This window comes from Tepidimonas thermarum (assembly GCF_007556705.1).
Classification (GTDB): Bacteria; Pseudomonadota; Gammaproteobacteria; order Burkholderiales; family Burkholderiaceae_C; genus Tepidimonas; species Tepidimonas thermarum.
Window position 1 is genome coordinate 1 of record NZ_VJOL01000004.1, and the last position, 12,074, is coordinate 12,074.

At 68.0% G+C, this 12,074-nt stretch carries 11 protein-coding genes; 8 read left to right on the forward strand and 3 right to left on the reverse strand.

The features are described 5' to 3' along the window. The 5 genes from Tther_RS01855 to Tther_RS01875 form a co-directional block, all read left to right on the forward strand. Positions 1-679, forward strand: a 679-nt coding sequence (locus tag Tther_RS01855) for a group II intron maturase-specific domain-containing protein (protein ID WP_246098869.1), incomplete at its 5' end; no start/stop codon positions are given. Between the two features lie 103 nt (positions 680-782). Then, positions 783-2,924, forward strand: coding sequence for a cytochrome c biogenesis protein ResB (locus Tther_RS01860; protein WP_143900306.1), 2,142 nt, complete (start codon positions 783-785; stop codon positions 2,922-2,924). Continuing rightward, positions 2,921-4,291, forward strand: coding sequence for a c-type cytochrome biogenesis protein CcsB (gene ccsB / locus Tther_RS01865; protein ID WP_246098870.1), 1,371 nt, complete (start codon positions 2,921-2,923; stop codon positions 4,289-4,291). The genes Tther_RS01860 and ccsB overlap by 4 nt, the downstream gene beginning before the upstream one ends. An 18-nt stretch (positions 4,292-4,309) precedes the next feature. Next, entirely contained in the window at positions 4,310-5,287 is a 978-nt protein-coding gene (msrP, locus tag Tther_RS01870) for a protein-methionine-sulfoxide reductase catalytic subunit MsrP (protein ID WP_143900308.1), read from the forward strand. Between the two features lies 1 nt (position 5,288). Then, entirely contained in the window at positions 5,289-5,933 is a 645-nt protein-coding gene (locus Tther_RS01875) for a protein-methionine-sulfoxide reductase heme-binding subunit MsrQ (RefSeq protein WP_143900311.1), read from the forward strand. Here the strand turns inward: Tther_RS01875 and lysA are convergent. Beyond that, a complete protein-coding gene (gene lysA / locus Tther_RS01880; RefSeq protein ID WP_143900313.1) occupies positions 5,869-7,167 on the reverse strand; it encodes a diaminopimelate decarboxylase in 1,299 nt (432 codons plus the stop codon). The two genes, Tther_RS01875 and lysA, sit on opposite strands and share 65 nt — an antisense overlap. Continuing rightward, complete coding sequence (lptM, locus tag Tther_RS13715; RefSeq protein WP_425472792.1) at positions 7,154-7,462, reverse strand: LPS translocon maturation chaperone LptM; 309 nt, start codon at positions 7,460-7,462, stop codon at positions 7,154-7,156. Before lptM ends, lysA begins: the two co-directional genes overlap by 14 nt. Here lptM and cyaY point away from each other — a divergent pair. After that, a complete protein-coding gene (gene cyaY, locus Tther_RS01890) occupies positions 7,344-7,676 on the forward strand; it encodes an iron donor protein CyaY (RefSeq protein WP_143900487.1) in 333 nt (110 codons plus the stop codon). The two genes, lptM and cyaY, sit on opposite strands and share 119 nt — an antisense overlap. 48 nt (positions 7,677-7,724) lie before the next feature. Here the strand turns inward: cyaY and Tther_RS01895 are convergent, their stop codons facing one another. After that, on the reverse strand, positions 7,725-10,106 hold the full coding sequence (locus Tther_RS01895) for a penicillin-binding protein 1A (RefSeq protein WP_143900317.1): 2,382 nt from the start codon (positions 10,104-10,106) through the stop codon (positions 7,725-7,727). Between the two features lie 255 nt (positions 10,107-10,361). Between Tther_RS01895 and Tther_RS01900 the strand changes: the two genes are divergently transcribed. Beyond that, positions 10,362-11,444, forward strand: a complete 1,083-nt coding sequence (locus Tther_RS01900; RefSeq protein ID WP_143900319.1) for a pilus assembly protein PilM — start codon at positions 10,362-10,364, stop codon at positions 11,442-11,444. Then, the gene (locus Tther_RS01905; RefSeq protein WP_143900321.1) at positions 11,441-12,061 is read left to right on the forward strand and encodes a PilN domain-containing protein; all 621 of its coding nucleotides are present in this window, start codon (positions 11,441-11,443) and stop codon (positions 12,059-12,061) included. The genes Tther_RS01900 and Tther_RS01905 overlap by 4 nt, the downstream gene beginning before the upstream one ends. Positions 12,062-12,074: the final 13 nt, after the last annotated feature.

A 12,074-nucleotide genomic window follows, 5' to 3' on the forward strand; every position in this document is an offset into this window, starting at 1 on the left:
GTATCAAGGCACGCCGCAAGGCGGGCCGCTGAGTCCGCTGCTGGCGAACGTGCTGCTGGATGAAGTGGATAAAGTGCTGGAAAGGCACGGCCACTGCTTCGTGCGCTATGCCGACGACTGCAACGTCTATGTGCGCAGTTGGAAAGCCGGCGAACGAGTGATGGCGTTGCTGCGCAAGTGCTACGGCAAGCTACGGCTCAAGGTCAATGAGGCCAAGAGTGCGGTGGCGAGCGTTGCGGGAAGAAAGTTTCTGGGCTACAGCTTCTGGTTTGCCAAAGATGGGGTGAAGCGCCGGGTGGCCGACAAGCCGCTGGCGACGTTCAAGCAGAGGATCAGGCAACTGACCCGACGCTCGAGCGGACGCAGCATGGAGGAGGTCATCGACAGGCTCAAGCCCTATCTATTGGGATGGAAAGCCTACTTTGGGCTGGCGCAAACGCCAGGAGTCTGGCGCGCGCTGGACGAATGGCTGCGCCACCGACTGCGGGCGATCCAACTCAAACACTGGAGGCGGGGTAGCACGATCTACCGGGAACTGATCAACTTGGGCGCTGCCGAGCATGTAGCAAAGCGGGTGGCAGGTAATTCTCGCTGCTGGTGGCGGAATAGCGCGGGAGAACTCAACCGGGTGCTGACCATCGCTTATTTCGACCAACTTGGCCTACCCCGACTCTCATGACCTCAACTTCTCGAACCGCCCGGTGCGGACCCGCATGCCGGGTGGTGTGGGAGGGGCTCGGTCAGGCATACTGACCGCCCCTATCCCTATGCCCCTTGCCCGCATGAGTGCAACCACCACCGGTATCGAGCTGCGCGTGTCGTCCCGCCGTCTGGCGTCGGTGGTGGAGTTGCTGTCGTCGATGCGCTTTGCCATCGCGCTGCTGACGGTGATTTGCATCGCCTCGGTGGTGGGGACGGTGCTCAAGCAGCACGAGCCGATCAACAACTACGTCAACCAGTTTGGCCCGTTTTGGTCCGAGGTGTTCGGGGCGCTGGACCTGTACGCGGTCTACAGCGCCTGGTGGTTTTTGCTGATCCTGGCGTTTTTGGTGGTGAGCACGACGCTGTGCATCGTGCGCAACACGCCCAAGATCCTGGCCGATTTGCGCCAGTACAAAGAGCACGTGCGGGAGCAAAGCCTGCACGCCTTCCACCACAAGGCGCAGGCCGATGTGCCCGAAGCGCCCCGCGCGGCCGCCGAGCGTATCGGGCAGGGCTTGCTGGCGCGGGGGTGGAAGGTGCGCCTGGCCGCGCGCGAGACGCCGACCGGCACCGGGTGGATGGTGGCGGCCAAAGCCGGTGCGGCCAACAAAATCGGCTATCTGGCGGCGCACGCGGCCATCGTCATCATTTGCATCGGGGGGCTGCTCGACGGGGACCTGATGGTGCGCGCCCAGATGTGGTGGGGTGGCAAAGAGCCGTTTCGCGGCGGCGGCCTGATCGCCGATGTGGCGGAGCGCCACCGCCTCAGCGACGCCAACCCGACGTTTCGCGGCAACCTGCTCGTGACCGAAGGCACGCGCTCCGGTGTGGCGGTGCTGCCGCAGGCCGAAGGCGTGATCCTGCAGGAGCTGCCCTTTGACGTCGAGCTCAAAAAATTCATCGTCGAGTACTACCCAACGGGCATGCCGCGACTGTTTGCCAGCGAGATCGTGATCCACGACCGCTACACGGGTGAGTCGCGCCCGGCACGCGTCGAGGTCAACCATCCGGTCGAACACCGGGGCATCCAGATTTACCAGTCCAGCTTCGACGACGGCGGGTCGCTGGTCAGGCTGCGGGCGCTGCCCATGGGGGCGGCGGTCAAACCGTTCGAGGTGCAGGGGCGCATCGGTGAGGCGACGACGCTGACCAACGGCGACGAACGCCTGCGCCTGGAGTTCACCGGTTTGCGTGTGATCAACGTGGAAAACCTCAGCGGCCCGACGGCCGCTGGTGCCGATGTGCGCAAAGTGGACCTGCGCAGCGCGATCGAGGCGCGCCTGGGGGCGGGCAACAAAACCGCGACCGAGCGCAAGCTGCAAAACGTCGGCCCCAGCGTCACCTACAAGCTGCGCGACGAGGCGGGGCAGGCGCGCGAATTTCACAACTACCAGCTGCCCATCGAGGTGGACGGCCAGCGCGTGTACCTGTTGGGGGTGCGCGATACGCCGGCCGAGCCGTTTCGCTACCTGCGCGTGCCGGTGGACGACCACGACGGCATCGACGGCTTCGTGCGCTTGCGCGCGGCGCTGGCCGATCCGGCGCTGCGCCAGGCCGCGGTGCGGCGCTATGTGGCGATGGCGGCGCAGGACCAGCCGCCCGCGGTGGCGCAGGCGCTGGCAGGTTCTGCGCGGCGCGCGATCGACCTGTTTGCCGGCGATGACCCCGAAATCGAGCGCCTGCCCCACAACGGCGCACCGCGCCTGGGTGGCTTGCAGGCGTTGTCCGCGTTCATGGAGGCCCACATCCCCGAGGCCGAGCGCGAGCGTGCGGGTGAGGTGCTGCTGCGGCTGCTCAACGGCACGCTGTTCGAGCTCTATCAACTGAGCCGGGAGCGCGCCGGCCTGCCCGCCGCCGCGCGCGACGAGGCCACCGCCGCGTTCATGACGCAGGCGGTGCTGAGCCTGTCGGACGCCTTTTTCTATCCCGCGCCGCTGGTGTTGCAGCTCACCGACTACGAGCACGTGCAGGCCAGCGTGTTCCAAGTGGCACGCGCCCCCGGAAAAACCATCGTGTACCTGGGGTGTTTGTTGCTGATCATCGGGGTTTTTGCCATGCTCTACGTGCGCGAGCGCCGCCTGTGGGTGTGGTTGGCGCCGACGGGTGACGGTGCCCGGGCGACCATGGCGCTGTCGAGCAACCGCAAACTGCTCGACAACGACCGCGAGTTCGACGGCCTGCGCGGCCTCTTGCATCCCACCGCCTCCGAGGGTTCGACATGACGTCTGCTTCCCAAACCATCGACCTCAAACTCGACAAGCGCCGCGCTGCGTCGGACGGTGACGCACGCGGCTGGCTGGCCCGCCGCACCGCGTGGGACTGGGCCTATGCGCTGCTGGCCGTGGTGGGTGCCGCGGCGGCGTTTTGGCAATGGGGCCACGCCATGGACGGCTACGACAAGGCCATCTTGGTCGGTGCCGTGCCCAGCCTGGTGGCGCTGGCGTGGTTCTGGCGCCCCGTGCAGCCGCTGACGGTGGTGGTGGCGCTGCTGTCCTTGCTGGCCATTGGGCTGTACCAGGTGGATGGCCGCGCGGATCTGGCCCGTGCGGAACAGGTGTTTGCGCTCAAATACTTTTTGTCCAGCCAGTCGGCCATCCTTTGGATGAGCGTGCTGTTTTTCATGAGCACGGTGTTTTACTGGATCGGGCTGCTGGCCCCGCGTGGGGGCGAGACCGCTGAGCGCTTGGGTTCGCGCTTGGCCTGGGTGGCGGTGACGCTGGCGCTGGTGGGCACCATGGTGCGCTGGTACGAGAGCCACCAGATCGGCAACGGCATCGGGCACATCCCTGTGAGCAACCTGTACGAGGTGTTCGTGCTGTTTGCCTGGCTGACCGCGGCCTACTACCTGTACTACGAAGACCGCTACCAAACGCGCAGCATGGGGGCGTTTGCCATGCTGATCGTCAGTGCCGCGGTGGGCTTTTTGCTGTGGTACACCGTGGTGCGTGAGGCGCACCAGATCCAGCCGCTGATCCCGGCGCTGCAGAGCTGGTGGATGAAGCTGCACGTGCCGGCCAACTTCATCGGCTACGGCACGTTTGCGATTGCGGCGATGCTGGCCTTTGCCTACCTGATCAAGCAAAGCGCGGGCGAGACGAGCTGGGTCAAGCTCGCGCCGCTGTGGCTGTTGGGCATCGTCTTGTGCTTTGAGCCGTTGGTGTTTCGGCAGGACGCGGCAGCCAAGGGCAGCAGCTACTGGTTCGTGTACTTTGGCGTGTCGGCCTTGATCGTCGGCGGCATCCTGGCGGCGCGGCGGCGCATCGCGGCGCGGCTGCCCAGCCTGCAAGTGCTCGACGATGTGATGTACAAGGCGATCGCCGTCGGCTTTGCGTTTTTCACCATCGCCACCGTGCTGGGTGCGCTGTGGGCGGCCGAAGCCTGGGGCGGCTACTGGAGCTGGGACCCGAAGGAGACCTGGGCGCTGATCGTCTGGCTCAATTACGCGGCGTGGCTGCACATGCGCCTGATGAAAGGCCTGCGCGGCACCGTCGCCGCGTGGTGGGCCTTGGTGGGGCTGGGCGTGACGACGTTCGCCTTCCTGGGCGTCAACATGTTCCTCAGCGGCCTGCACAGCTACGGCGCGCTCTAAGACGCCAGGGCACAGGCCATGACGCCGCCACGCCCCAGCGAGATCACGCCGCGGGCGGTGTATGCGTCCCGGCGGCAGTGGCTTGTGCGCGCCGGCATGGCTGCGGCCGGGGCGTGGGGCGGCTCCCTCGTGCCCGGCGCCGCGGCGGCGGCCCCTGCCACGGCGCCGCGTCCCCAGCGCCTGGCGGCCCTGCCGGCCGTGGCCAGCACGCTGGCGGGTGCGCGCACCGACGAGGCGCTGACGCCCTATGCGCTGGTCAGCGGCTACAACAATTTTTACGAGTTCAGCACCGACAAGGAGGAGCCCGCACGGCTGGCGGCGCGCATGCGGCTGCGTCCGTGGGCGGTGCAGGTGGACGGTTTGGTGGCCAAGCCGCAAACCCTGGACATCGACGATTTGCTGCGCCTGGCCCCGCTGGAGGAGCGCATCTACCGCCTGCGCTGTGTCGAGGGCTGGTCGATGGTGGTGCCCTGGATCGGCTATTCGCTGTCGGCGTTGATCGAGCGCGTGCAGCCGCTGGGCAGCGCCAAGTACGTCGAATTTCACAGCTTGGCCGATCGCGAAACCATGCCCGGCGTGCGCTCCAGCGTGCTGTTGTGGCCGTATGTGGAAGGCCTGCGTATGGATGAAGCACGCCATCCGCTGACCCTGCTCGCCCTGGGCCTTTATGGCGAGGTGCTGCCGCCGCAGAACGGGGCGCCGGTGCGCGTCGTGGTGCCGTGGAAGTACGGCTTCAAGAGCGCCAAGTCGATCCTGCGCATCCGCTTCGTGGAGCGCCAGCCCGCCACCGCCTGGAACGTGGCCGCGCCGCACGAGTATGGCTTTTACGCCAACGTCAATCCCGACGTGCCGCACCCGCGCTGGAGCCAGGCCACCGAGCGCCGCTTGGGGCAGGGTGGCATTTTTGCCCCACGGCGGCCGACGCTGCCGTTCAACGGCTACGCCGAGCAGGTGGGCCACCTCTACGCGGGGATGGACCTGCGGCGTTTTTACTGACGTGGACCGTTGGCTGCGCGCGGCCCAACCGTGGGTGCTGCTGGCGCTGGGCGCCCCGGCGGTGTGGCTGTGGGGGCTGGCGCTGGCCGATCGGCTGGGCGCCAATCCGGCAGAGGCGCTGATCCGTGGCCTGGGCCTGTGGGCGCTGCGGCTGCTGTGGCTGACGCTGCTGGTCACCCCGCTGCGGCAGTGGACGGGCTGGCACGCACTGGCCCGCTGGCGCCGCGGTCTGGGGCTGTGGGCGTTCGCCTACACGGCGCTGCATCTGCTGGCCTATGCCTGGCTGGACCAGGGCGGCGTGGTCGTGGCCATCGTGCGGGACGTGGCGCAGCGGCCGTTCATCCTGGTCGGCGCGCTGGCGCTGCTGCTGCTCGTGCCGCTGGCAGCGACGTCGTTCGACCGCGCCATCCGCCGACTGGGGGCGGCACGCTGGCGCGCCCTGCACCGGCTGGTGTACGGGGTGGCGCTGCTGGCCCTGCTGCACTGGTTCTGGATGCGCAGCGGCAAACGCGTCTACGGCGAGGTGGCGGTGTATGCCGCGGTGCTGGCCTTGCTGTTGGGCTGGCGGCTGCGCGCTGCCATCAGTCGAGCGCGAGCGCGCGCTCCTGCCGCCACAGGTCGGCCACCGTCTCGCGCGCGCGGATGAGCTGCGCTTGTGCGCCGCTGACCAGCACCTCGGCCGCTTTGCCGCGCGTGTTGTAGTGGCTGGCCATGCTCATGCAGTAGGCACCGGCCGAGCCCACGGCCAGCCAGTCGCCGGGCCGCACCGCCAGCGCCCGATCACGCCCCAGCCAGTCGCCGCTTTCGCACACCGGCCCGACGACGTCCCAGACCGTTGGTGGTTCGGTGCGGGGCCGCACCGGCGCGATCGCGTGGTAGGCCTCGTACATGGCCGGGCGCGGCAGGTCGTTCATCGCCGCGTCCACGATCAGAAAATGTTTGCTGCTCCCCGGCTTGGTGTAGAGCACTTCGGTGACGCAAATGCCCGCATTGCCGACCAGAGAGCGGCCCGGCTCCAGCAGCAGGCGGCGATGGCCGTGGCCGCGCGCGTCCAGCCGCGCCAGCAGCGCCTGCCACAGCGCGTCGGGTGTGGGCGGGTGCTCGCCATGGTATTCGATGCCCAGGCCGCCACCCAGGTCCAGGTGGTGCAGGGGGATGCCTTCGGCTTCGATGGCCTCCACCAGATCGAGCACACGCTCCAGCGCATCCAGATAGGGCGCGACGCTGGTGATTTGCGAGCCGATGTGGCAATCGATGCCCACGACGGACAAACCGCGCAGGCTGGCGGCGTGGCGGTAGGCGTCGAGCGCCTCCTCGTGCGCGATGCCGAATTTGTTGTCCCGCAGCCCGGTTGAGATGTAGGGGTGGGTTTGCGCATCGACGTCCGGGTTGACGCGCAGGCTGACGGGCGCGCGCACCCCGCGCTCGCGCGCAACCTCGTCGAGCACATCGAGTTCGGCTCGGCTCTCGACGTTGAAGCAGCCGATGCCGACGTCAAGCGCACGTCGCATTTCGGCACGCGTCTTGCCCACGCCGGAAAAAACGATGCGCTGCGGCGCCGCGCCGGCGCGCAGGGCGCGCTCGAGCTCACCGCCCGAGACGATGTCGAAGCCGCACCCGGCGCGCGCAAACACCTCCAAGATGGCGAGGGTGGAATTGGCCTTCATCGCGTAGCAGATGAGGGCGTCGCGCCCCTGCAGCCCGCGCTGGTAGGCCGCGACCGCGGCGCGCATGGCCGTTGCCGAGTAGACGAACAGTGGCGTGCCGTGCTCCCGCGCCAGATCGGCGACGCGCACGTCCTCCACCCACAGCTCCCCGTCGCGGTAGGCGATGTAGGGGGCGCCAGGCAAATAGGGGGGCGACGGCTCAGCGGGGGGCATGGGGTGCGGCATGGGGCGTGGTCGTGGCGGCGGGGGGGCTGTCGGCCGGCGCAGGCGGCAGCACGAGCGGTCCTTTTTGCCCACATCCGCTCAGGGACATGGCCCAAACGGCAACCAGCAGCCACGCGCGGCCGCCTACAATGGCGCGGATCGAAGGCATGGCAGCGATTCTAGCGATGACCGATCTCGAATACCTGGACCGGGCCGAGGCGGCCCTCAAGGCGGTGGAGCTCAACTGCGACCGCCTCAACGAAACCACCGATGCGGACATCGACAACCAGCGCGTGGGCGGCATGATCACGCTGACCTTCCGCAACGGCAGCCAGATCGTGATCAACCTGCAAAAGCCGCTGCACGAAATCTGGATGGCGGCGCGCTCCGGCGGCTACCACTACCGCTTCGATGGCCAGCGCTGGATGGACACCAAGGGCGCGGGGGAGTTTTTTGCCCACCTCTCGCGCGAGGCGTCGGCCCAGGCCGGCATGCCGCTGACCTTCACCCCGATGTGATCGCCGCGCCCGCGCGCACCGGGGCGGTTGCCGCCCACGCGCGGCCCCTTACGGCCGGAACAGGTCCAGGATGCTGCGCTTTTCGCGCGGGTCGCTGGCGTCGCCGTCGGGCGGCGCCTCACCACGGGGCAGGGTGGCCGCGTCCTCGAACCCCAGGCGCCTGACGTAGCTGCCGTCGGCGTATTCCTCGTACACCCAATCTCCGCCCGCGAAGGCGACGCCAGACGGTGGCGGGATTTCCTGCACCGGCACGTCGCGCAGCGCTTGCCCCATGAAATCGATCCAGATCGGCAAGGCCAGCGCCCCGCCCGTGGCGCGCCGCCCCAGGTTGCGCGGCGTGTCGTACCCCAACCACGCGGCGGCGGCCAGCGTCGGGTGAAAGCCCACGAACCACGCATCCTGCGCGTCGTTGGTGGTGCCGGTTTTGCCGTAGAGGTCGGGCCGCTTGAGCGTGGCCTGTGCGCGCGCCGCGGTGCCCGAGCGCGTGATTTCGTTGAGCAGCTGGCTCATCACAAAGGCGTTGCGCGGCGGCAGCGTCCGGTTGGTCTCATCGGGGGCTTGGGGCGGCACATCGAGCAGCACGCGGCCCTTGGGGTCGGTGATGCGGGTGATGAGCACCGGCGGCAGGTAGTGCCCGCCATTGGCAAACACGCTGTAGCCGGCCGCCATTTCCAGTGGCGTGACGGCCCCCGCGCCCAGCGCCATGGTCAGGTAGGGTGGATGCTTGGCGGGGTCCAGCCCAAAGCGCGTGATCCACTGCTGCGCCGATTGGGTGCCGACCGCACGCAACACCTGGATCGAGACCATGTTTTTGGACTTGGCCAGCGCGCTGCGGATGGTCATCGGCCCCTCGTACTGCCCGTCATAGTTTTTCGGCTCCCACGGCTTGCCGCCGGTGACGCTGGCCGGGAAAAACAACGGCGCGTCGTTGACCACGGTGGCGGGCATGATGCCTTTTTCCAGCGCTGCGGAGTAGATGAACGGCTTGAAGCTGGAGCCAGGCTGGCGCTGCGACTGGGTGACGCGGTTGAATTGGTTGCGCTCGTAGTCAAAGCCGCCGACCAGCGCGCGGATGCCGCCATCGCGCGGGTCCACGGCGACGAATGCCGCTTCCACCTCCGGCGTTTGGGTCAGGTACCAGCCCTGCGGTCCTTTGACGATGCGCACCACCGCCCCGGGGCGCAGCTTGAGGCTGGGGGGGGCCTGCTCGCTCAGGCCCGAGCGCACCGCATCCAGACCGGCGCCGGTGATTTCGATGGGCGTGTCGTCGCCGCGCACGACCACCACGCGCCGTGGGTCTGCCGACAGCACCACGGCGGTCAGCAGCGGCTCGTTGTCGGGTACGGCGCTCAGCGCCTCGTCGATCGCGGCCGCGCGGGCGGCCGGGTCGCTGGGCAGGTCGATGAAGCGCTCGGGCCCGCGGTAGAACTGGCGGCGCTCGAAATCCACGATGCCTTGCCGCACGGCCCGCCAAGCGGCGCGCTGCAGGGCGGGGTCGATGGTGGTGTGCACCTGCAAGCCGGCGGTGTAGGCGTCTTCGCCATAGCGGTTGACGATGATCTGGCGCACCATCTCGGTGATGTATTCCGCGTGGATGCCCGGGTCGCTTGGGCGGCGCAGGCGCAGCGGCTCTTCGCGGGCGGCGCGCGCTTGGGCTTCGGTGATGAAGCCGTTTTCGAGCATGCGGTCGATGATGTAGAGCTGCCGTGCGCGCGCCCGCTTGGGGTTGCTGATCGGGTTGTAGGCCGACGGCGCCTTGGGCAAGCCGGCCAGCAGCGCCGCCTCGGCGATGGTCAGTTCCTGGAGCGATTTGCCAAAGTAGGTGCGCGCGGCGGCCGCAAACCCGTACGAGCGCTGCCCCAGGAAAATCTGGTTCATGTAGATCTCGAGGATTTGCTCTTTGGTCAGCAAATGCTCGAGCTTGAAGGTGAGCAAGATCTCATAGATCTTGCGCAGGTAGCTCTTTTCGCTGGAAAGGTAGACGTTGCGCGCCACCTGCATGGTGATGGTGGAGGCGCCTTGGCTCTTGGCTTCGCCCAGGTTGGCCAGCGCCGCGCGCAGCAGGCCGCGGTAGTCCACCCCGCCATGCTCGAAGAAGCGCGCGTCCTCGATGGCGAGCACGGCGTTGATCATCACCGGCGGAATGTCCTCGAACGGCACGACGATGCGCCGCTCCTCGCCAAATTCGCCCAGCGGTGTGCCGTCGCGCGCGTACACCCGCAGCGGCAACTTGGGGCGGTAGTCGGCCAGCTCGCTGACATCGGGCAGGTTGGGGTACGCCATGGCCAGCGCCAAGGCGATCAGCATGGCCAGGGCCAGCCCGGCGGCCACCGCGGCCCCGATGGCCCCGAACAGCCAGCGCCGCCACCGCGGCGCTGAGGCAGGGGTGGGGGCAGGCGCGGGGGAGGGCGGGGTGGTGTGTCGCGGCATGGCAGGGCCGACAGGGCCGAGGTGATGTCGGGGCCGGGATGGCCGTTGTTCCTCGCAACGGTCGCCGGATTATAGGGAGCACGGCAGTTTGCCCGGACGGCCGCACGGCGCGCGCTGTGTCGGTTTCAGGCAACGCTTGCGGCCGATACCGCGCGATCGCACAACCGATGGCGCTGTGCGCCGCGCATCATTGCTGCTAGGATTGATAGCACAGGCACCATGCTGCCCGGACGGCCGGGTCTTTGGGGGTAGGAGTTGACCATACTCGCATCATTGTTGCGCCGCGGGCCCGCGCCGCTGCTGGGCATCGACATCAGTTCGACCACCCTCAAGCTGGTCGAATTGGATCGCGCACGCGACGGCGGCTACGTGCTGCAGCACTGCGCGATCGAGCCCCTCGAGCGCGGCTGGGTCGCCGAAGGCAACATCGAAAAATTCGACGAGGTTGCCGAGGCCCTGCGCCGCTTGGTGCGCAAGGCGGGCACCCGCACCAAAAACGTGGCCCTGGCCCTGCCCGGCTCGGCCGTGATCACGCGCAAGGTCCATTTGCCCGCCGGCCTATCCGAGGACGAGCTGGAGGTGCAGGTCGAGGCTGAGGCGGCGCAGCTCATTCCCTTTCCGCTGGCGGAGGTGGCGCTCGACTTCTGCGTCGTCGGGCCGTCGTCCACGGCACAGGGCTACGACGAGGTGCTGGTGGCCGCGTCGCGTAAGGAGCGCGTGTCCGACCGGCAGGGCTTGGCCGAAGCCGCCGGCCTCAACCCGGTGATCATGGACATCGAGCCCTATGCATCGCGGCTGGTGGCGCGGCGCGCGATCGAGCGGCTGCCCAAGGTGGGGTCGCGCCGGCTCGTCGCGCTGTTCGAGATCGGGTCGCAATCCACCGCCCTGCAGGTCATCCAGGACGATGACATGGTGTACGAGCGCGACCAGCCCATCGGCGGCGCGATGCTGACGCAGGCCATCGCGCGCCAGTACGGGTTGTCGCCCGAAGAGGCCGAGCAGAAAAAGAAACTCGGCGCCGGGTTGCCAGCGGACTACCCCCAGACAGTGCTGCAACCCTACCTGGAGACGCTGGGCCAGGAGTTGGGCCGCGCCTTGCAGTTTTTCTTCACCAGCACACCGCACAACCGGGTGGACCATATCCTGCTGTCCGGGGGCGGGGCCAGTCTGCCCGGGCTGGCCGAGGCCGTCACGGCCCAGACCGGGTTTTCCGCCAGTGTGCTCAATCCGTTTGATGGCATGACGGTGGCGCCCTCGATTCCCGCGGCTCGCCTGGCCGTGGAAGCCACGTCGTATCTGATCGCCACGGGCCTGGCGTTGCGGAGGTTCGTGCCATGATGGCCATCAACCTGCTGCCGCACCGCGTGTGGGCGCGCAAAAAGCAGCGCGAGGCGTTTTATCGCCAGTTGGGATTGGCAGCGGTGGCGGGTTTGGCCGTTGCCGCGTTGATCTACACCGTGTTCGAGGCGCGCATCGCGACCCAGGAAGGGCGCAACCGCCTGCTGCAGACGGAAATTGCTCGGCTCGATCAGCAAATCAAGGAAATTGCCACCTTGCAGACCGAGCTAGACGCCATGAAGGCGCGGCAGGACGCGGTCGAAAACCTGCAGGCCGACCGCAACCTGCCGGTGCATCTGCTCAACGAGCTGGTGCGGCGCTTGCCCGATGGGGTGTACTTGCGCTCCATCAAGCAAGAAGGCGCCAACATTTCGATCACCGGTACCGCCCAGTCGCAGGAGAGGGTCTCGGAGCTGCTGCGCAACCTCTCCAACAACAGCCCGTGGTTGCGCCAGCCGCAGCTGATCGAAATCACGGCCGGCACGATGAATTTCAACCCCGGCGGGCAGCGACGCGTCTTCCAGTTCTCGCTGCGCGTCGTGCAGGGCAAAGGCGAGGCGGGCGCCCAGGCGGCCGAGCGGCCACGGGCCGCTGCCGCCCCGGGCGGGGCGGCGTGAGCAACGCAAGCGG

Bases quoted from the DNA above. Each gene is read 5' to 3' on its own strand.
- Tther_RS01860 (WP_143900306.1), top strand. From the start codon at position 783: ATGAGTGCAACCACCACCGGTATCGAGCTGCGCGTGTCGTCCCGCCGT.
- ccsB (WP_246098870.1), top strand. From the start codon at position 2,921: ATGACGTCTGCTTCCCAAACCATCGACCTCAAACTCGACAAGCGCCGC.
- msrP (WP_143900308.1), top strand. From the start codon at position 4,310: ATGACGCCGCCACGCCCCAGCGAGATCACGCCGCGGGCGGTGTATGCG.
- lysA (WP_143900313.1), bottom strand. From the start codon at position 7,167: ATGCCCCCCGCTGAGCCGTCGCCCCCCTATTTGCCTGGCGCCCCCTAC.
- cyaY (WP_143900487.1), top strand. From the start codon at position 7,344: ATGACCGATCTCGAATACCTGGACCGGGCCGAGGCGGCCCTCAAGGCG.
- lptM (WP_425472792.1), bottom strand. From the start codon at position 7,462: ATGCCGCCCACGCGCTGGTTGTCGATGTCCGCATCGGTGGTTTCGTTG.
- Tther_RS01895 (WP_143900317.1), bottom strand. From the start codon at position 10,106: ATGCCGCGACACACCACCCCGCCCTCCCCCGCGCCTGCCCCCACCCCT.
- Tther_RS01905 (WP_143900321.1), top strand. From the start codon at position 11,441: ATGATGGCCATCAACCTGCTGCCGCACCGCGTGTGGGCGCGCAAAAAG.